This window comes from Stenotrophomonas sp. C9D9, from assembly GCF_056491205.1.
The window spans coordinates 995957-1015633 of record NZ_JBSZIF010000004.1 but is presented as its reverse complement, the minus strand read 5'-3'; the positions used below and the strand labels follow the sequence as shown (position 1 = coordinate 1015633).

The window sequence follows — 19677 nt, the reverse complement described above, 5'->3', positions numbered from 1 at the left end:
CGGCCAGCGGCCGGCACTACCGGGGCATCAGGTCTTCGGCGTGAGCTTCAACAGGCGTGCCTTGCTGCCATCTTCCAGCAGCCACAGCGCGCCATCCGGGCCCTGTTCCACTTCGCGGATGCGCTCGCCCATGTTGAAGCGCTCGGCTTCGCGCGCGCTGTCGCCATCGAAGGCTACGCGCACCAGCGACGTGGACGACAGGCCGCCGATGAAGCCGCTGCCCTTCCACTGCGGGAACAGGCTGCCGCTGTAGATCACGAAGCCGGCAGGCGAGATCACCGGCGTCCAGGTCACATTCGGCGCGGCGAATTCCGGCCGGGTATCGTGATCGGGAATCGGTCGACCGTCGTAGTGGTCACCGTTGGAAACGATCGGGTAGCCATAATTGGCGCCGCGCACGATCAGGTTCAGTTCGTCGCCGCCGGCCGGGCCCATCTCGTGCGCCCACAGCTTGCCGTTGGCATCGAAGGCCATGCCAAGGATGTTGCGGTGGCCCAGCGACCACACCTGTGCGGCAACCCCGCCCTGGGAGGCGAACGGGTTGTCGGCGGGCAGGCTGCCATCGTCGTTGAGGCGGATGATCTTGCCGAGGTTGCTGCCCATGTCCTGGGCCGGATCGAACTTCTGCCGCTCGCTGGAGCTGATCCACAGCTTGCCGTCCGGACCGAAGGCGAGGCGGTGGCCGTAGTGGCCCTCGCCGCTGACCTTGGGGCTCTGCCGCCAGATCACCTTCAGGTCCTTCAGCTGGCCGGCACCCGAGGCGTCCAGCGCCAGCGTGGCGCGGGCCACGGCGGCACCGCGGGTGTCCAGCGTGCCTTCCTCGGCGTAGCTGAGGTAAATGACATGATTCCGGGCGAAGTCCGGGTGCAGGATGATGTCGCCGAAACCACCCTGGCCACCGTAGGCAACCTTCGGAACGCCGGTGATCTCGTGTTTCTGGCCGCTGGCCAGGTCCAGGTGCTGCAGCTTGCCGCGCTTTTCGGTGACCAGCAGGCTGCCGTCGGGCAGGAAGGTCATCGCCCAGGGCTGGTCGAAGCGGCTGACTTCGGTGGCGGTGAACGGGCGCTGGTCAGCCGGTGTGGCTGCCGGCGTAGCAGCCTGGGCGCCATTGGCGGTGGGATCGGCGGCATTGCAGGCGGAGGTGGCGAGGATAGGCACGAGGCCGAGGGCGAGCAGCAGGGGCGTGCGGGTCATGGGTATCTCCAGGGCGGGGATGCGGATGGCCGGGCTGTCCCTTGTATACCACTGCAGCGGTGACCGTCGTGGCCCGAAGGTCCTGCGCCCCCCTGTGCGACGGCAGCGGGATCGTCTAGGGTGGGCACGCCCGGGCAAAGCGTGCCCGTCTGCCTGCCAAGGATCTGCAATGAACACTGCCATGCCCCACAAGCCGTCCACCGCCTTCATTGCCGCCTCCTGGGTGGCCCTGCTGCTGGGTGCGGCGGCCTACCTGATCGGCCTGTTCAACGCCACGATGGCGCTCAACGAGAAGGGCTACTACCTGACGCTGCTGCTGTTCGGCCTGTTCGCGGCGGTGTCGCTGCAGAAGAGCGTGCGCGACCGCGTTGAAGACATTCCGGTCAGTGGCCTGTACTACGCGCTGTGCTGGTTCGCGCTGCTGTCGGCGCTGATGCTGCTGCTGGTCGGCCTGTGGAATGCCACGCTGGCGCCGAGCGAGAAGGGCTTCTATGGCATGGCGTACGCGCTGTCGCTGTTCGGTGCGGTGGCGGTGCAGAAGAACACCCGCGACCTGATCGCCGCCGGTGGCGGCGAGAGCAAGCGCAGTGCGATCGTGCCGCCGCTGCCGGAACAGGATTGATCGATCCGGTGTAGAGCCGAGCCATGCTCGGCTCAGTCGAGCATGGCTCGACTCTACCGCAGCCTGGCGCTATCGCTTCAACCGCGGATCCGCCAGCTGAGCTTCCTCCCAGCCACGACGCGCCGCGTTGCGTGCCTGCGCCCAGTCCAGGCGGCTGCGGCCACGTTCGCTGGCCCAACGTGATTCGAGCTCGCGTTCCACTTCCTCGTAGGCGCGGATCATGTCCTGCGCACGCGCTGCGTGGCCGATCCGGTAGGCCGGCTCGTAGTCCTCGAAGAACAACTGGTCGTCGTAGTAAGGCTCGGCCGTGTAGCGCTCACGCCAGTAGTTGCTGACCGCGTCGCGCGGTGTGCTGTCGTCCGGTACGCGGCCGGGAATCTGGTACTCGGTCATGGAAGGGCTCCGTTGTGGACGAAGCCTGATCGTGCCTGCGTGGCGGTTAACGGCCCGGTCCCGCAGCGTGATCGCCAGATCAATCCGCCGGGCATGGCCCGGCGCTACGCTCACCCAGCGTCGGCATCCTTGCGCGGCAGCTTGTAGATCACCGCGCCGATGGCGAACGCGACCAGTGCAGCAGCGATGTTCTGCCAGCTGGCACTGGCGAACAGCGCCAGGCACAGCAGCAGCGCCAGCACCGGAATCAGCGGGCCACCCGGCAACTTCAACGCACCGGGGCGGTCGGCGTAGCGCTTGGCCAGTACCAGTACCGCCGCGGCAGTGCCGATGTAGGCGAACAGGCGCGTGGTCATCGACAGCAGGGCCAGCTGCACGAACGAGCCGGACAGGGCCAGGCCGAGTGCGATCAGGCCCTGGCACAGGATCGATGCTGCCGGGGTGTGGAAGCGCGGATGCACCTGCGCCAGGATCTTCGGCCCGTAGCCATCGCGCGCCAGTGCGAACAGGAAACGTGGGCCCATCATCATCGTGTTGCTGTTGGTACCGAGGATGGAGATGGTGGCGCCGATGGTCAGGATCAGTGCCAGTGCCTCGCCACCGAAGCCGGCGGCGGCATCGGCCAGCGGCGTCGCCGAGCTGGACAGGCCGGCCAGCGTGCCCTGCGCCACCACCTGCACCGCGCCGTAGATGACGGTGACGGTGATGATCATGGTGATCAGTGCGAACGGAATATCACGGCGCGGATTGCGGTACTCGCCGGCGGCGGCCGGGATGTTCTCGAAGCCCGCGTAGGCGTACAGCAGCAGCAACGCGGCTTCGCCCATGCGCTGCAGGTCGTGCGGGTCCGGGCGCTGGCCGGAGAAGGCCAGCTGTGGATCGATGTAGAACGCACCGATGGCCACGAACAGCAGCAGCGGCAGCATCTTGCCGATCACCAGCACCACGCCGGTGCGCGCAGCCGAGCGCACGCCAATGATGTTGACGCCGGTGAGGAAGCCCAGCGACACCACGATCACCGCGATGCGACCCATGCCGGCGCCGGCCCACGGCCAGAAGCGCGCGACCGCATCGGCCAGCGCATTGCTGAGTGCGGCCGCCGAACTGATGCGGGTCAGCCAGATCATCCAGCCAATCTCGAACCCGGCGAATCGCCCGAACGCCTCGCGTGCATACAGGTAGCTGCCACCGGGCTCGTCGAAATAGCTGGCGGCCTGCGCGTAGCACAGCACCAGCAGCGCTACTACGATGCCAGCGGCGACCACGCCCCACAGGCTGAACGGGCCGAGCAGAGCGACGGTGGCGGCCGGCAGCAGGTAGATGCCACTGCCGATCACATCGTTGATCGACAGGCCGACGATCTGCCAGCGGCTGACCGCGCGCTGCAGCTGCGGTTCGTCCTGCGCGCTCAACGGGCGTCTCCGCGCAGTGCGGGCAGCTGCCACTGGGCCTGCAGGCGCGTGTACTCGGCGCGCGGCAGCAGCACGAAGCGCGGCGTATCCTGCGGCCGCAGCCAGTCCAGCAGCGCCTGCATGCGCGCCTGCGGCATGGCGGTACAGCCAGCGGTGGCCTCACCGGGCTGGCGCCAGAGATGGGCGAAGATGCAGCTGCCCTTGCCGGGCTGGTTGCCAGGGTTGTGGGCAATTACAAAACCTTCCCGGTAGCGCACATCGCCCTTGTTGTGCAGGTCCAGCCGCATCGGCTCGGTGGAGCCCTTGACCGCTGCACTGCCGACCTTCTTTTCATCCACGATGCGGTTGTAGAACGGCGAGCTGGGCACGTCCATGCAGTAGCTGCTGTCCAGCATCGGCTGGTAGGGCATCGCGGTGCCGGGGCGGGTGACGGCATAGCCGAACGCACTGCCGAGCGCGAATATGCCGGCCGGGCTGCGACCGTCCCCTTCCTGCTTCTGGGGGCCATCGGCCTGTGCCGGATGCAGGCCCAGTCCCCAGGCGCTGCCGGTTCGACCGAGCGCAACCGGGAACGCCTGTCCGTGCGTGTGCCAGCCCTTGCCGTCGCGCACATAGGCCTGCAGCTGCCCCTGGGTGCTGTCCCAGCCTTCGCTGGTGACCACGATCAGCTGGCGTGCGCCATCCAGCGGCGCTGCGTGAACGGACACCGCCGCAGCAAGCAGCAGTGCAGTAGTGGCAAGGCGGACCAGCGATCTCATCAACGTGCGCTCCGGTCAGGAATCCAGCAGGTGGTCGATCCGCTCCAGGTTCACCGCAAGCTGCTGCTGGCGATCCGGATTGGTGTGGCAGAGCAGCACGAACAGGAAATCGAGCAGGGCGTGCATGGCGCTACGGTACAGCAGCTGCGCGACCTGCGGCGTGCGGTCGTGCGCGCAGACCGCCAGTGCCGCATCAGCATGCGCGCGCAACGGGTTGGCGGTGTGGCGGGTGATGGAAATCACCTTGCCACCCATGTCCTGGAACTGCCGTGACAGCTGCGAAAGCTGCGGCAGATTGCCGAACTCGGAGAACACCAGCAGCGCATCACCGGGACGTGCGGCCGAGAGGTTGGCCAGCATCAGGACCGGGTCGGTGTGCGGCACCACCAGCAGGCCGAGCAGCGACAGCCGCATGGCGAATTCGCGGGCATACAGGCCGTCGTCACCCAGGCCGTACACGAACAGTTTGGGCGCACCGTCGAGCAGCTGCACGATGCGCTCGATCTCCTCGCGTGGATTGGCCTGACGTGTTTCCTCTTCGGCCTGTGCCTTGCTGCGGCGCAGGGCCTCGCCCAGGCGCAGGTAGTCGTCGCCGCTGTCGGGTTCGCTGGGGGCCTGTTGTGGATCGGCACCGGCGCGAGCCACATCCTGGCCGATCGAGTACTTCAGGTCCGGATAGCCCTTGAAGCCGAGTTTCTGGCTGAACTTCACCACGCTGGACTGGCTGATGCCCAGTGCGCTGGCCAGCTGCTGGGACGAGTAGTCACGCAGCAGGTGGGCATTGTCGAGGATGAAGTCGGCGATGCGGCGCTCGATGGCCGACATCTGCCCGCGCTCGGAACGGATCTTCAGCAGGGGCGGCATGCGGGGTGTCCGGGTGTCTGCAAAGGCGTTGCGGTTGGCAGCGTAAAGCGAATTATGGGGTGGGTCGGGCGGGTGGGGTTTGCGGGGGACGCCGCAAGTACGTCCGTGTAGGCTTGGCCGCGCTTGCTCGTTTGCGCTGTCCTGCGCAAACGGCAAGACCGGGGTTGGGCGTTCTGCCCAACCCGCCCGAGGCATGCCTCGGGCCCATGGCGCGGACACCCCTGCAAGCCCCACCCGCCCGACCCCGGACAGATCGCGCGCGTGCCAGCCGCGAAGGGGTTACGAGGTAGGGCAGAAGCAGGAGCATCCACGCATGGCGTGGATCCACGGGGTGCAGTTGTTGCCTTTGACGTTGAGTCCGTCTTGTAGCGAGCCGAGCACCGCAGGTCCGGCGAGGGCGAAGAGGCGCGGGTGTCTGAGCGCAGCGAGTTCCGCGCCGTCCTCGACGGACCGAGGAGCGCAGGGCACCGGCGTGCGCAGCACGTCGGCTCGCGGATGGCGGAGCGTTTCTTTTGGTTACTTTTCTTTTCGCGAAAAGAAAAGTAACGCGCGACCCAACGTCAGTGACACGCAGCGTCAGCCGCAAGGCAGAGATCACCCCAGCATCTCCAGCCCACGCACTTCGGTGATGCCCAGCCCCGGCACGTCGCTGATGCTGATCTCCGATTCGTTGAAATGCACACCGCCGCTGACCGGGTCGAACTGGCCCAGCGAGGGGCCGTCGAGGTCAACCTTGGTGATCACATCGCTCTTGGCCACGGCCAGGTGCACGGCCGCAGCCACGCTGATGCTGGACTCGATCATGCAGCCGATCATGCACGGCACGCCGTAGATGCCGGCGATGTCGGCGATGCGGATCGCGTTGGACAGGCCGCCGGTCTTCATCAGCTTGATGTTGATGATGTCGGCCGCGCGCTGCTGGATCAGGTCCATCACCTGGCTCGGGCTGAACACGCTTTCGTCGGCCATCACCGGCGTGTTGACGCGGTCGGTGACGTACTTCAGGCCGCTGATGTCGGCTGCTTTCACCGGCTGCTCCAGCAGTTCCAGCACGACGCCGGCCTCTTCCAGCGTGCGCATCGCATGTACTGCCTGCTTGGCGGTCCAGCCCTGATTGGCATCCAGCCGCAGCAGGGCGCGGCCTTCCACCGCGGCGTGGATGGCCTTGACCCGTTCGATGTCCAGGCCGATGTCCTTGCCGACCTTGATCTTCAGCGACTCGAAGCCGCGTTCGATCGCCGACAGCGAGTCGGCCACCATCTTGTCGATGTAGTCCACGCTGATGGTGATGTCGGTGGTGATCACCGGGTCGCCACCGCCGAGCATCTGGTACAGCGGTGCACCGTGCAGCTGCGCCCACAGGTCGTACAGCGCGATCTCCACCGCGGCCTTGGCGCTGGTGTTGCGCTCCATCGCGGTCTGCACCAGCCCACACAGGCGATTGAGGTTGACCACCTCCTGGCCGATCAGGCGCGGGGCAATGAAGTGGCGGATCGCTTCGATGATCGAGCCGTGCGTATCGCCGGTGATCACTGCAGTGGCCGGGGCTTCACCGTAGCCGGTGTGACCGGTGTCGGTACGGATCAGCACCACCACGTCCTCCACGGTTTCCACCGTGCGCAGGGCAGTCTTGAACGGCGTTTTCAGCGGCACGCGCAGCATGCCCAGTTCGATGGCAGTGATCTTCATTCAGGAGTCTTGGCGCGCAGGCGCTGGATGTTGGTGATGCGGTCGATGTAGCGGACGGTATCGCTGGCCATCATCGGTTCCAGCGGCGTGACCGAAACACCATTGAGATGGGCCTGCACGCGCGTGCCGTCGGCACCGAACCAGCTGCCGCCCGCCGTATCGTGGATGACCCAGGTGCGGCCGTCGACGTGGCCGATGGCCATCATCACGTGGCCGGGGATGTAGACCAGGTCGCCCACCTGCAGGTCGGTGACGGCGCGGTCGCGCACCGCCTTGCCGTCCTTGCCGGTGAACGGCAGGCGATCCAGGGCAGGGCTGACCGCCTGTGCACTGGTATTGCGTGGCAGCAGCACGCCGAAGCTGCGGTAGATCTCGGAGACGAAACCGCTGCAGTCGCGGGTGTCGTAGTCGTGGCCCCAGCCGTAGCGCTCGCCGAGGAACTTGAAGGCCTGCTGCAGCAGCAGGCGCGGGGTCAGCGGCAGGTAGTCGGCGGCGGTGTCCTGCGAGCGTGGCAGCAGCGCCGGCACCAGCTTCAACCGACCATCGGCTTCGCGTACCGGCAACTGCACCACCCACGACGCATGCGCCTGCTGACCGTTCACCGGTTCGGCGGCCGGCCAGTCGGCCAGCACCGGCAAGCGCACGCCCATGTCCAGCTGCAGGCGCGAGACGCGCGGCTCTTCCGGGGTGTAGGCGGTCTGCGCGGTGGAGCCGGTGACGATCCGGTACGGCCCCTTGGCGCCATAACCGAGCACGGTGGCTTTGTCGCCGCTGGCAATGGCCTCGGCTTCGATCCACGCGCTGTAGCGCTCGCTGTGCACGAACAGCCAGCGGCCGTCGGCGCTGCGATGGACCACGGCAACCTTGTCGCCGGGGAACAGCGCCGATTCCTGGAAGCGATCGATGTCGGTGTCGCCGATGCTGCTGAACACGCGCTCGCGGGTGGGGAAGGTGCGCAGTGCCGCGCGCTTTACCACCAGCCCATACTGCGGTGCCACCTGCGTGGGAATCGCATCGAGGCCGAGGTTGGCTTCGATCATGCTGCGCACTGCCGGCGCGATGGCCTGGCCCTTGTCGTTGTACAGGGTGCGGCTGGGCCAGCTCGACAGCGCGGTGATGCTGGCACGCACCGTCGCCGCATCAAGCTGGGCTGGCAATGCGGCGATGTCCTGGATGTGGCTGTCCTGCGCCTGCATCCGCACGTTCTGTGCCTCGATCTGGCCGCGGTCAAGGATCGGCACGTCGGCGTTGTCCAGGCGCGCGGCCCAGTACTGCGGGGTGAGGTAGGCCTCGTGCAGGCCGATCACATAGGGCAGCGGCGCGCCCGGGTCGGGCAGCGGTGCCGCCTGTGCAAAGGCCGGTGCGGCCAGCAGGCACAGGGCCAGGGTCAAGCGGCGTGGCCAATGCCGATGCCGTTCGCGGGAAGCCAGGATCATGCGCTGCACACCCTCCTCGAATGCCTGTTGGAATATTTATTCCTTTTGGCATCGAAAGCAAGAATAAATTATTGACCGGCATCCCGGCCCGTGTTACACAGCCGTTACCACCCGCGCTGGGGAAGTGTCGCTGTGGATCCTGCCGTTCGCAAACCGCGTCTGCCTGCCACCGCCGGCCTGTGTGCCGCGCTGCTGCTGTGGGCGTGGTCGGCGGGGGCAAAGGATCCCTGCAGTGCGCTTGATCTGGCGATCGATCGTGAGCGGGAATGGCAGCTGATCGACTGGGTCGACAGTGGCCAGTTCAACAGCGTGGTCATGGCGTTTGCCACGCAAGGCGTCTTCCCGCCGGCCGACTTCCAGTTCGAGCGCATGCGCCGCATCCGTCTGGATTTCAGCCTGGACCAGGCAGCCGCGAAGGCGGCCGTGCGCCGCTGGATTCCCGACCTGACCGACGAGGAATTCGCGCGCTGGGACCAGCTTGGCCTGATCGAGCATCTCGATATCGATGGCGAGCGCTGGTACTTCAAGCGCGCACCATCGAACCTGTTCCTGCTCAGCGACGAAGCACGTGCACGTCGCCGCGCGGATGCACCGATGCCGTCTCCGGGCCCCAACGAAGTGCTTAACGCACACCACGCGCGCGTGGTTGCCGCGGCCGAACAGAGTGGCCAGGCGTCGGTGCTGCCGCAGCGTATCGAATTCACCCAATCGCTTACGGTGAAGGCCGATGCCGTGCCGGCCGGCGAAACCGTACGCGCCTGGATTCCGTACCCGCGCGAGATCCCGGGCCAGCAGGAGCAGGTGCAGTGGCTGGGCGGCAGCCCGGGCAAGGCGCGGGTGGCACCGGCCAGCACCTTGCAGCGCACGGCCTATCTGGAAGCCAAAGCGGTGGCCGGGCAGCCGACCCGCTTCGAGGTCCGCTATGCGGTCACGATCTTCGCCCGGCATACCGCGATTGATCCGGCCAGGGTGCAGCCGACCCCGGCTGATCCGGCGTTGAAGCCGTATCTGGCCGAGCAGCTGCCACATGTGCGCTTCACCCCTGCACTGAAGCTGTTCTCCGACCAGGTGCTGCAGGGCGAGACGCGCCCGTATGAAGTGGTGCGCAAGCTGTTTGCTGCGGTTGACCGCATTCCCTGGGCCGGCGCGCGCGAGTACTCAACGATCAGCAACATCAGCGATTACGCGCTGCGTGCCGGCCATGCTGACTGCGGGCAGCAGACCCTGCTGCTGATCGCGCTGCTGCGCCTGAACGGCATTCCCGCGCGCTGGCAGTCGGGCATGGTGTTTTCCGACGATGGCAGTGGTTACAACAACCTGCATGACTGGGGCCAGGTCTACCTGGCGCCGTATGGTTGGCTGCCAATGGACGTGACTACCGGGGCGCTGGCCAGCGACGTGCCTGCACTGCGTGATTTCTACCTGGGTGGCCTCGACGGCTACCGCATCGCCTTCAACGATGATTTCGGCCAGCCCATCGTGCCGGCCAAACAGCATTACCGCTCGGAAACGGTCGACTCGCAGCGTGGCGAGGCCGAGTGGGCAGGCGACAACCTGTACTTCGACCAATGGAGCTACGACTTCCAGTGGCGGGTACTGCCAGCCAGGCAACGCTAGCGCGACACATCGCACACCACACCATTCAATTCTTGCAGGAGAGAGCAGGGGATGAAGGCTTACAGCATCAAGCGGGCGGCGTTGTGCGTCGCCCTCGGGGCGTGTCTGGGCGTGATCGCGCCCAGCGCATTCGCACAGGATGGTTCGGTGGTTGGCCGGTTGGTCAGCGAGGCCGGGCAGGTGCCGGCCGGTGCCACGGTGACCGTACGCAATCCGGCAACGGGTTTCGTCCGTTCGGTGCAGGCCGAGGCCAACGGCAGCTACCGCATTCCACTGCTGCCGGTAGGCACCTACGAGATGGAGGTCGGCCTGCCCGGTGGCGGCGCCAGCCGTGTTGGCCAGGTGACCGTCAGCCTCGGCAGCGCGACCACGGTGAACGTACCGCTCGGCGCGGTCAGCACGCTGGGCACGGTGGAAGTGCGGGCGCCGCAGGTGGTGTCGATGGTCGATGTGAAGTCCACCGAGTCGGCCACCAACATCACCCGCGAGGAACTCTCGCGCCTGCCGGTGGACCGTGACATCACCGCCGTGGCGCTGCTGGCGCCGGGTGCGGTGAAGGGCAAGGGGTCGCTGGGTGGCCAGGGCATTTCCTTCGGCGGTTCGTCGGTGGCCGAGAACACGGTCTACATCAATGGCCTGAACGTCACCGACTTCTACAACCGGGTCGGCTTCTCGTCGGTGCCGTTCTCGTTCTACCAGGAGTTCCAGGTCAAGACTGGCGGCTATTCGGTGGAGTTCGGGCGCAGCACCGGCGGTGTCATCAATGCGGTGACCCGCTCGGGCAGCAATGACTTCAAGGCCGGTGCCGAGCTGGTGTTCGAGCCGCGCGCATGGCAGTCGCAGGCACGTGACCGCTACGACGGCAATGGCAGCCGCTACATCACCGCCAGCCGCGACGACTACAGCCGCAGCGCGCTGAACGTATTCGCTTCCGGTGCGCTGGTGCAGGACCGGTTGTTCTTCTTCGGCATGTACGAAGCCCGCGACTACCGCCCGACATCGACCAACGACGCCGGCACCCGCTTCAACCAGGGCAAAGCCGATGACCCGTTCTGGGGCGGCAAGATCGATTGGCGCATCACCGATAACCAGATGTTCTCGCTGTTCGGCTTCTCCGATCGCAACAAGACGCTCACCGACGTCTATGCCTACGATTACGACCTTGGCAGCAGCGTGGGCGAGCGTGCCAACCAGATCATGAACACCGTGGGTGGCCGCAACTGGTCGGGCACCTACAGCTGGCAGGTCAACAATGATCTGACCATGAAGCTGATGTACGGCGAGAACAAGCGCAACCGCGTGCAGAGCTCGTTGATGGACGAGAACTGCAACCGCGTCTTCGACAACCGCACGGCCGGCCAGGGTGTGCCGCCGTCGCTGCAGGGCGACCGCAGCTGCACCAGCAGCTCGCAGCTGGAGTCGGCGCTGGATACGCGCAAGGCGGCGCGCGCGGACTTCGAATGGACCCTGGGCAACCATCTGCTGCGGTTCGGCCTGGACCGGGAAGAGAACACGTCCGACTACAGCCGCGCCTACCCTGGCCCGGGCGGCTTCCGCTACGACATCTACTACCGTACCCCCGGCAGTTCGCTGAACGGTGGCGTGGTGCCGGCCAGCGGCGTGGTCGTGCGCACCCGCCGCTATGAAGTGGAAGGTGCGTTCAAGACCATCAACTCGGCCTACTACCTGGAAGACAACTGGCAGGTCACGCCGAACCTGCTGCTCAACCTCGGCCTGCGCATGGAGGCGTTCGACAACAAGGGCGGCGACGGCAACAGCTACATCAAGATCGACAACATGCTGGCCCCGCGTGCCGGCTTCTCCTGGGACGTGCGCGGCGATGGCACCACCAAGGTGTTCGGCAACCTCGGCCGCTACTTCCTGCCGGTTGCCAACGTCATCAACATCAAGCAGGCCGGTGGCTTCCTCGACGAGCGCACCTGGTACGAGTTCCTCGGCTACACCGGCGCAGCCAACAACATCCCCAACCTGGGTGCGCAGATCGGCCCGGTGGACAACTCGCAGGGCGACGGCAGCGTGCCGGACCTGCGCGCGGAAGTGAACCGGGACATGGACCCGGTCTACCAGGATGAGGCCATCCTGGGCTTCCAGCAGATGATCAACGAGGCCTGGTCGGTCGGCGCCAGCGTGACCTACCGGCGCCTGCACAACGCCATCGATGACATGAACATCACCGCCACCGGGCAGTGCGGTGCCATCGACAGCGTGTGGATCATGGGCAACCCGGGGCGTACCAACACCGTGTGGGGCGACACCGACTGCGATGGCCGCAACGATGGCTGGATCAGCATCGACACCTCGAAGGAAGGCTGGGCGCTGTATGACGACAACGGCAACTATGTCGGCCAGCGCGGCTGGGTGAAACCCAAGCGCGACTACAAGGCGCTGGAGCTGCAGGTCGACCGCGCATGGGACGGAAAGTGGGGCTTCAATGCGTCCTATACGCTGGCCTATGGCCGCGGCAACGCCGAGGGGCCGGTCAACTCCGATACCGACTTCGCCGATGCCGGTCGCACCGAGAACTTCGACAATCCGTGGGTGAACTACCGGGGCTATGGCTACCTGGCCAATGATCGCCGCCATCAGTTCAAGTTCCGTGGCAGTTATGCGCTGACCGAGAACCTGAGTGTGGCCGCAACCCTGGGCGTGCAGTCGGGCAGCCCGATCACCCGCTTCGGTGCCGGCAATCCGTTCGATGCGACCGATTTCCACAGCTACTACGTCTGCGTGTCCAACTGCCAGGCGACGGTGCCATCCGAACGTGTGTTCGTACACTCGCCGCGCGGCGGTGATGGGCGCACGCCGTGGACCTACGATCTCGATGTCAGCGTTTCCTACAAGGTGCCGATTCCCACCGACCTGCGCCTGAAGCTGGCGGTGTACAACGTGCTGAACCAGCAGCGGGTGGTGACCGTGGACCAGGACTACGAGCCGCAGAACGGCATCGGCTCACCCAATCCGCTGTACCGCTACGGCACCGGCTTCCAGTCACCGCGCTATGCGCAGCTGACCGTCACATGGGCGTACTGAAGCCAGCCCAGCACGCTCGACGCTGCTTCTGCATGGCGGCGTTGGCGGTCTTTCCGGTTGCGGCGGCGCAGACGAGCGCGACCGCCTCGATCGATGCCGACGTCGCGGCCGTGGTCCAGCACGAGCATCTGCCCGGGCTGGCCATGGCCGTGGTCGAACAGGGGCGCGTGGTCTACCAGCGCGCCGAGGGTGCGCGTGGTGATGGCGGCCGCATCAACGAGGACACGCTGTTCAAGATCGCCTCCAACAGCAAGGCGATGACCGCCGCGCTGCTGGCGCGGCTGGTGCAGCAGGGCAAGCTGCGCTGGGACGATCCGGTGCAGCGCCATCTGCCGGAGTTCCGCATGTACGACGCATGGGTGGGCCAGCAGATGCAGGTACGTGACCTGCTGATCCACAACAGCGGTCTCGGACTGGGTGCCGGCGACCTGATGCTGTGGCCGGAGCCGAACGCGTTCACCCGCGCCGATATCATCGCCGGGCTGGCGCATCTCAAGCCGGTCAGCAGTTTCCGCAGCCACTACGCCTACGACAACCTGATGTATGTAGTGGCGGGCGAAGTGGCCGCTGCGGCCGGTGGCAAACCTTATGACCAGTTGATGCGCGAGCAGGTGTTCGAGCCGCTGGGCCTGTCACGCTGTCAGGTGGGCGCGTGGTCGCTGAAGCGCGTGGGCAATGTCGCGCAGCCGCATGCATGGCGTGGTGATCGCAATGAGGTGGTGAACGCCGACGGTGATATCAGCCCGGACCTGCCGTCGATGGCGGCCGGTGGCATCCGTTGCTCGCTGCGCGACATGACGCGCTGGATGCAGGTACTGCTGGATCCTGCCGTGGTGCCGGACTGGCTGGGCAGTGAACAGCGCCGCACGCTGTGGACGTTGCACATGCCGATGCCGCTGGGCGAGCGCCAGCAGCGCTGGGACAACGCGCACTTCTACGGTTATGGCTATGGCTGGCGCGTGTCCGACATGGATGGGCAGTGGAAGGTGGCGCACACCGGCACGCTGTCGGGCATGTACTCGTCGCTGGCGCTGCTGCCTGACCGGAAAGTGGGCGTGGTGATGCTGATCAACGGTGAAGGCGAGGATGCACGCACAGCGCTGATGCAGGCAGCGCTGAAGCGCTTCACCACACGCGACGATGCGAAGCCGGCGATGGAGTACCTGGGCGAGCTGAAGGCTGACCAGGCAACGCGGGCGGCGACCGGCCATTCGCGGCCATCCACCGCTGCGGCGCAGGAGACGAGCCGTACTGATCTGCCACGCTGGCAGGGTCGTTACCGCGATCCGTGGCTGGGCCCGGCCTCACTGTGCCCGGGCGCGGACGGCCTGCGTTTCAGCGTCGACAAGTCGCCGCGACTGCAGGCCACGGTGCTGCAGTTGCAGGGGCGTTGGCTGCTGCGCTGGGATACGCTGGGCGAAGACGCACAGGCCTGGCTGCAGCCCGGTGACGGTGCGCCGCCCACACTGGACCTGCGTGCCATCGACCCGGACATCGACTTCAGCTATGACTTCCAGGACCTGCATTTCACTCGTACTGGCGACTGCGCTGGCAGCGAGCGCCAGCGCCGCTGAACCACCGCGCGTTTCGCCGGCGATCGACGCCGCCAGTGCCGGTCTGGTCGAGATCCGTTCGCTGTCGCCACGCATCGAGATGGATATCCGCTACGCCGGCGCCAACAACTTCACCGGCGCGCGCGTACCGGGCTACGAGGCGCCCTCGTGCTATCTGCTGGCGCCGGTGGCGAAGGCGCTGGCGCAGGTGGAACAGGACCTGCGCGCGGATGGATTCGGCCTGCGCATCTACGACTGCTACCGCCCGGTGCGCTCGGTGCAGGCCTTCATGGCCTGGGTGAACGACCCGCGCGAGCGCTCGCGCAAGGGATTGCAGTACCCGGATCTGGACAAGCCGCGGCTGCTGGCCGACGGCTACATCGCCGAACGCTCCGGACACAGTCGCGGCGCCACGGTGGATCTGGGGCTGCTGGATTGCCGCAGCGGTGCATGTACGCCGCTGGACATGGGCACCGACTTCGATTTCTTCGGACCGCGCGCGCATACGCAGGCCAGCGGGTTGAGCGATGCACAGCAGGCCAATCGCCAGCAGCTGGTGCGCGCGATGGCGCGGCGGGGCTTCGTCAATTATCCGCAGGAGTGGTGGCACTACACCCTGCACCCGGAACCGGATCCCGGCACCGCGTACGACGTTCCGGTGCTCTAGGGGGTTTCGGCAGGGCTGCGCCCTGCACCTGCAGAGGCAACGGCCGAATCAACAGCAACAGCGTGCGTTCCGTGGGTTGGCGGGGCGGTGCCGGAGTGCGGGGACGCCGTAAATCCGTCCATGGAGGCTTGGCAGCCGCATCCATGCGGCTGACACCCCGCACTCCGGTACCGCCCCGCCTCTGACAGTTTCCCGCGGAGTCCGTTGTAAAGCCGAGCCGATGCTCGGCTGCTCTTTTTTCAATCGTCGAGATATTCGATCTCGATGGAGATTCATCCACGCATGGCGTGGATCTACCGTGGCCACCGGATCGGGTCCGGGGCAGATCCCTTACACTGGCCGCCTTCTCATCCCAGCCCGCCCGATGAACCTTCCCCTGCACTTCGGCCTGCTCGGCACCCTGGAGGCCGGCGCCATCGCGCTGCTGGTCGGCCTGCTGGTGTACTTCCTGTGGTCGCGGTTGTGCCGGCTGCTGCACTGGACGGTGGGGCATGCGATTGGCTGGTCCTGCGTCATTTCGGTGGTGGCCTCCGCCGGCATCGATGCGTGGAAGCTCTTTTACATGGGCATCGTGCGGCTGGAGTCGCCGCTGTACGCGCGCCTGTTCCTGGCCACCATCCACGATCCGAACGAACTTGGCAGCCGTGTCGTGCTGGAAATCGCCGGGGCGCTCGCCGGTGTCGCCCTGGGATGGGTGTTGTTCAGTTCGCGGTCATTGGAAAAAACCGTCGACTGACGCAGGTTTTTCGTTGCCTGCCGGTTAAATCCAGAGGCGCTGAATGCGCATCTTATGAGCCGCTCACTCGACGCTAACCAGCGCGCTAAAGCATGCGTGGAGGCGAGTGGTTAATCGTGCGTGTGGAGGCCGGTCGCGGCCCAAAATCGATTCAGAAAGGCGGTGGCAGGGTAGGTGCCGTGCGGAAACAACAGGCCGCGCAACACCACCCAATTGGTAGGAGACACCCCTGATGACTATTCGCAACCGCAAGCCCCTGATCGCCCTGATCGTCGCCGCCGGCAGCGTGCTGGCCATCCCGGCGATGGCCCAGTCGGCCAAGCAGCAGGCCGCGCATGCGCAGAATGAAGCGGCGCAGGCCCAGCAGGCGGCGGCACAGGCCGGGCAGGCGGCTGACCAGGCGACCGACGCGGCCGCAGCGGCCTCGGCGCAGGCCAACGGCGGTGGCCAGACCTGGGCCAGCATCGATACCGATGGCAACGGCACCATCAGCAAGACCGAGGCGCAGGTGAACGCCGGCCTGGCGCAGGTGTTCGACCAGGCCGATACCAACAAGGACGGCGAGCTGAGCGCCGACGAGTACAAGGCCTACGTGGCCGCGCAGCAGGCCGGCGCAGGTGCCGGCGCGGCGCAGGGCCGCTGATCCAGACCTGATTCGGGAAGACCGGTGCATGGGGACCCGGGCGGCTGCGGCCGCCCGGGTTTTTCTCGTCATCGCCACCCCTGTATCCTTGGCCGATGAACACCCCCACGCCTGCGCCGTCGCGCGCCATCGGCCTGGTCGGTTTTGACGGTGACGATACGCTGTGGAAGAGCGAGGACTACTACCGCAAGGCCGAGCAGGATTATCTTGACCTGCTGTCGCGCTACGTCGACGTGCATGACACCCAGACCGCGCGCCACCTGCTGGAAGTGCAGCAGCGCCACCTGGGCACCTTCGGCTACGGCGTGAAGAGCATGACGCTGTCGATGATCGAAGCGGCCATCGACATCACCGGCCAGCGCATCGAGGCCAAGGACATCCAGCGCATCCTGGATATCGGCCATGACACCCTGCGCCACCCGGTCGAGCTGATCGACGGCGTGCGCGAAGCGGTGGCGGCCATCGCCGAGCACTACCCGGTGGTGCTGATCACCAAGGGCGACCTGTTCCACCAGGAAGCAAAGATCAAGGTGGCCAACCTGGCCGAGCTGTTCCCGCGCATCGAGATCGTTTCCGAGAAGGATCCGGAGACCTACGCCCGCGTGCTGGCCGAATTCGACCTGCCGATGCAGCGCTTCGTGATGGTTGGCAACTCGCTGCGCTCGGACATCGAGCCGGTGGTGACCCTGGGCGGCTGGGGCGTGCATACGCCGTACGCGGTGACCTGGGCCCACGAGACCCAGCATGGCGTGGCCGACGATGAACCGCGCATGGTCACCGCCGATACCGCCCACGACTGGCCGGCTGCACTGGCGGCGATCGAGGCCAAGGCCGCTGCGGCGGCCTGACAGGGCGCGGCGGCTGCGGCAGAATCGGGGCATGAACGTCCGACTGCGCGCGCTGTTGTTGTCCCTGCTGCTGGTGCCAGCCACCGTGCTGGCCCAGCAGACCGCCGAGCGTTCGGCGGCCTACGCGGTGGAAACCGGTGACAGCTGGGTCGATGCCCAGCTGCAGGACATCAACCACTACGCCGAGCGCTACCCCGACGCCTTCCTCGACGAGGTGTCGCGCTATGCCGACGTACCGCGCGGCTACATCAGCGCACTGTTCACCACCCATGGCTGGCAGGCCGGGGATATCTACTTCGCCTGCTTCTGGGCCAAGGCCAGCGGCCAGACCTGCCGCGACAGCGTGCGCGCCTTCAGCCAGGACCCGGCCGGCGGCTGGGAGGCGGTGGTGAAGCGCATGCCGACCAAGCCGGAGAACCTGCATTACCGCGCGCTGCGCCACGCCATCGTGGCCAGCTACCAGCACTGGGACCGGCCGATCACCCTGGATGCCACCCTGAAGCGCCAGCTCAAGCGGTAGTGCCGGCCGCTGGCCGGCAACGGTACCCTTCCAGGCATCCGGCGGCTGCCGGCCAGCGGCCGGCACTACCGGTTTCCTTCATGTTGCTGTGCATATCGCCGCCGCCGCGCGCTCCGGCGACAATACGGGTTCGAGCTGTTCCCCGTTCCCGTAATCGAGTGACTGATGAGCGCCTCTTTCGTTTCGCCCGATGTGATCCGCCGCCTGTTCGCCCAGGCCATGTCCCGCATGTACCGCACCGAAGTGCCGCTGTACGGCACGCTGGTGGAACTGGTGGAGCGGATCAACGCGCAGGTGCTTGACCAGGACCCTGCGCTGGCCGCGCAGCTGCTGCGCAACGACGAGCGTGCGCGCCTGGACGAGGAGCGTCATGGCGCGATCCGCGTCGGCACCGTGCAGGAGCTGGCGACGCTGCGCCGCCTGTTCGCGGTGATGGGCATGTTCCCGGTCGGCTACTACGACCTGTCGGTGGCCGGCGTGCCGGTGCACTCCACCGCGTTCCGGCCGCTGACCGGCGCCGCGCTGGCGCAGAACCCGTTCCGCGTGTTCACCTCGCTGCTGCGCCTGGAGCTGATCGAGGACGAAACCCTGCGTGCCGAATCGGCGCGCATCCTCGAACGCCGTCGCATCTTCACCGACGGCGCATTGGCGCTGATCGACCAGGCCGAGCGTGATGGCGGGCTGTCGCAGGCCGATGCCGAGCGCTTCGTCGATGAAGCACTGGAAACCTTCCGCTGGCACGGCGATGCCACCGTCGACCTGCCGACCTACCACGCGCTGCACAACGCGCATCGCCTGGTGGCCGACGTGGTCAGCTTCCGTGGCCCGCACATCAACCACCTGACCCCGCGCACGCTGGATATCGACGCGGCGCAGGCGGCGATGATCGAGCATGGCATGGCGGCCAAGGCGGTGATCGAAGGCCCGCCGCGCCGTGCCTGCCCGATCCTGCTGCGCCAGACCAGTTTCAAGGCACTGGAAGAAGCGGTGCATTTCCCGGACAGCGAGGGTGGCGATGCCGGTACCCATACCGCGCGCTTCGGCGAGATCGAGCAACGTGGCCTTGCGCTGACCCCGAAGGGCCGCGCGCTGTACGACCAGCTGCTGTCGCAGGCACGCGATGCCGGTGGCGAAGGCAGTACGGGGGGCGACTACGGCCAGCGCCTGCAGGCGGTGTTCGCCAGCTTCCCGGATGACCACGACACGCTGCGCCAGGAAGGCTTGGGCTATTACCGCTACCAGCTGACCGACGCCGGTCGCGCCGCGCCGGAGCGCGTGGCCGATCTGCCGGCCGAAGTGCTGGTGGCTGCCGGCCTGGCCACCGCCGACCCGATCGTCTACGAGGATTTCCTGCCGGTCAGTGCCGCGGGCATCTTCCAGTCGAATCTGGGCGGTGAAGAACAGCGTGCCTATGCCGCGCATGCCAACCGCGAGGCCTTCGAGCAGGCCTTGGGTGTGGCGGTGAATGACGAGTTCGAGATCTACGAGCGGCTGCAGGCTGAGTCGCTGGCGAGCCTGCGCACCGCGTGAAGGTAGAGCCGGCCGCTGGCCGGCTGTTTTGGGAAGCCGGCCAGCGGCCGGCTCTACCCGATGTCCGTGCCTGGGGTCAGAGCCCTTTCCTGCGGAAAGGGATCCGACCCCGACGTTGCGCATGACCGGGGTCAGATCCCTTTT

At 66.6% G+C, this 19677-nt stretch carries 17 protein-coding genes; 10 read left to right on the top strand and 7 right to left on the bottom strand.

All coding sequences use genetic code 11. The annotated features are described in order from the left end of the window. Positions 1-27 precede the first annotated feature (27 nt). Positions 28-1194 carry a PQQ-dependent sugar dehydrogenase gene (locus ACXI0D_RS10135; RefSeq protein ID WP_119007572.1) on the bottom strand — a complete coding sequence of 389 codons (1167 nt, stop codon included), beginning with the start codon at positions 1192-1194 and terminating at the stop codon, positions 28-30. 169 nt (positions 1195-1363) lie between these two features. On the opposite strand from ACXI0D_RS10135, the gene yiaA reads away from it, so the two are divergent. After that, on the top strand, positions 1364-1816 hold the full coding sequence (gene yiaA / locus ACXI0D_RS10130; protein ID WP_049444529.1) for an inner membrane protein YiaA: 453 nt from the start codon (positions 1364-1366) through the stop codon (positions 1814-1816). A 69-nt stretch (positions 1817-1885) separates the two neighbouring features. On the opposite strand, the gene ACXI0D_RS10125 is transcribed toward yiaA, so the two are convergent. The 6 genes from ACXI0D_RS10125 to ACXI0D_RS10100 form a co-directional block, all read right to left on the bottom strand. Further along, positions 1886-2209 (bottom strand): hypothetical protein, encoded by a 324-nt coding sequence (locus ACXI0D_RS10125; protein WP_119007571.1) that lies wholly within the window; start codon positions 2207-2209, stop codon positions 1886-1888. A gap of 110 nt (positions 2210-2319) precedes the next feature. Beyond that, entirely contained in the window at positions 2320-3621 is a 1302-nt protein-coding gene (locus ACXI0D_RS10120; RefSeq protein WP_049444533.1) for an APC family permease, read from the bottom strand. Further along, positions 3618-4379: a L,D-transpeptidase family protein gene (locus tag ACXI0D_RS10115; protein WP_119007570.1), complete on the bottom strand. Its 762-nt coding sequence runs from the start codon at positions 4377-4379 to the stop codon at positions 3618-3620. Before ACXI0D_RS10115 ends, ACXI0D_RS10120 begins: the two co-directional genes overlap by 4 nt. Positions 4380-4394: 15 nt before the next feature. Then, complete coding sequence (locus ACXI0D_RS10110; RefSeq protein WP_119007569.1) at positions 4395-5243, bottom strand: MurR/RpiR family transcriptional regulator; 849 nt, start codon at positions 5241-5243, stop codon at positions 4395-4397. Between the two features lie 594 nt (positions 5244-5837). Next, positions 5838-6932 carry a dipeptide epimerase gene (locus ACXI0D_RS10105; RefSeq protein WP_432592984.1) on the bottom strand — a complete coding sequence of 365 codons (1095 nt, stop codon included), beginning with the start codon at positions 6930-6932 and terminating at the stop codon, positions 5838-5840. Further along, positions 6929-8368: a C40 family peptidase gene (locus tag ACXI0D_RS10100; RefSeq protein WP_049444538.1), complete on the bottom strand. Its 1440-nt coding sequence runs from the start codon at positions 8366-8368 to the stop codon at positions 6929-6931. The genes ACXI0D_RS10105 and ACXI0D_RS10100 overlap by 4 nt, the downstream gene beginning before the upstream one ends. Before the next feature lie 132 nt (positions 8369-8500). Between ACXI0D_RS10100 and ACXI0D_RS10095 the strand changes: the two genes are divergently transcribed. The 9 genes from ACXI0D_RS10095 (at position 8501) to hglS (ending at position 19533) form a co-directional block, all read left to right on the top strand. Next, positions 8501-9985 (top strand): transglutaminase-like domain-containing protein, encoded by a 1485-nt coding sequence (locus ACXI0D_RS10095; protein ID WP_479642554.1) that lies wholly within the window; start codon positions 8501-8503, stop codon positions 9983-9985. 51 nt (positions 9986-10036) lie between these two features. Beyond that, positions 10037-13036 carry a TonB-dependent receptor gene (locus ACXI0D_RS10090; protein WP_101764802.1) on the top strand — a complete coding sequence of 1000 codons (3000 nt, stop codon included), beginning with the start codon at positions 10037-10039 and terminating at the stop codon, positions 13034-13036. 32 nt (positions 13037-13068) lie between these two features. After that, positions 13069-14610, top strand: a complete 1542-nt coding sequence (locus ACXI0D_RS10085) for a serine hydrolase domain-containing protein (protein WP_479642553.1) — start codon at positions 13069-13071, stop codon at positions 14608-14610. After that, positions 14543-15256: a M15 family metallopeptidase gene (locus tag ACXI0D_RS10080; protein ID WP_479642552.1), complete on the top strand. Its 714-nt coding sequence runs from the start codon at positions 14543-14545 to the stop codon at positions 15254-15256. The genes ACXI0D_RS10085 and ACXI0D_RS10080 overlap by 68 nt, the downstream gene beginning before the upstream one ends. A gap of 364 nt (positions 15257-15620) precedes the next feature. Further along, positions 15621-15992 carry a hypothetical protein gene (locus tag ACXI0D_RS10075; RefSeq protein WP_101764805.1) on the top strand — a complete coding sequence of 124 codons (372 nt, stop codon included), beginning with the start codon at positions 15621-15623 and terminating at the stop codon, positions 15990-15992. Positions 15993-16224: 232 nt separating this feature from the next. Next, on the top strand, positions 16225-16635 hold the full coding sequence (locus ACXI0D_RS10070) for an EF-hand domain-containing protein (protein ID WP_014035758.1): 411 nt from the start codon (positions 16225-16227) through the stop codon (positions 16633-16635). Positions 16636-16730: 95 nt separating this feature from the next. Continuing rightward, positions 16731-17483: an HAD family hydrolase gene (locus ACXI0D_RS10065; protein ID WP_049412263.1), complete on the top strand. Its 753-nt coding sequence runs from the start codon at positions 16731-16733 to the stop codon at positions 17481-17483. Positions 17484-17514: 31 nt separating this feature from the next. Then, on the top strand, positions 17515-18003 hold the full coding sequence (locus ACXI0D_RS10060; RefSeq protein ID WP_430344908.1) for a hypothetical protein: 489 nt from the start codon (positions 17515-17517) through the stop codon (positions 18001-18003). A gap of 165 nt (positions 18004-18168) precedes the next feature. After that, entirely contained in the window at positions 18169-19533 is a 1365-nt protein-coding gene (hglS, locus tag ACXI0D_RS10055) for a 2-oxoadipate dioxygenase/decarboxylase HglS (protein ID WP_479642551.1), read from the top strand. Positions 19534-19677: the final 144 nt, after the last annotated feature.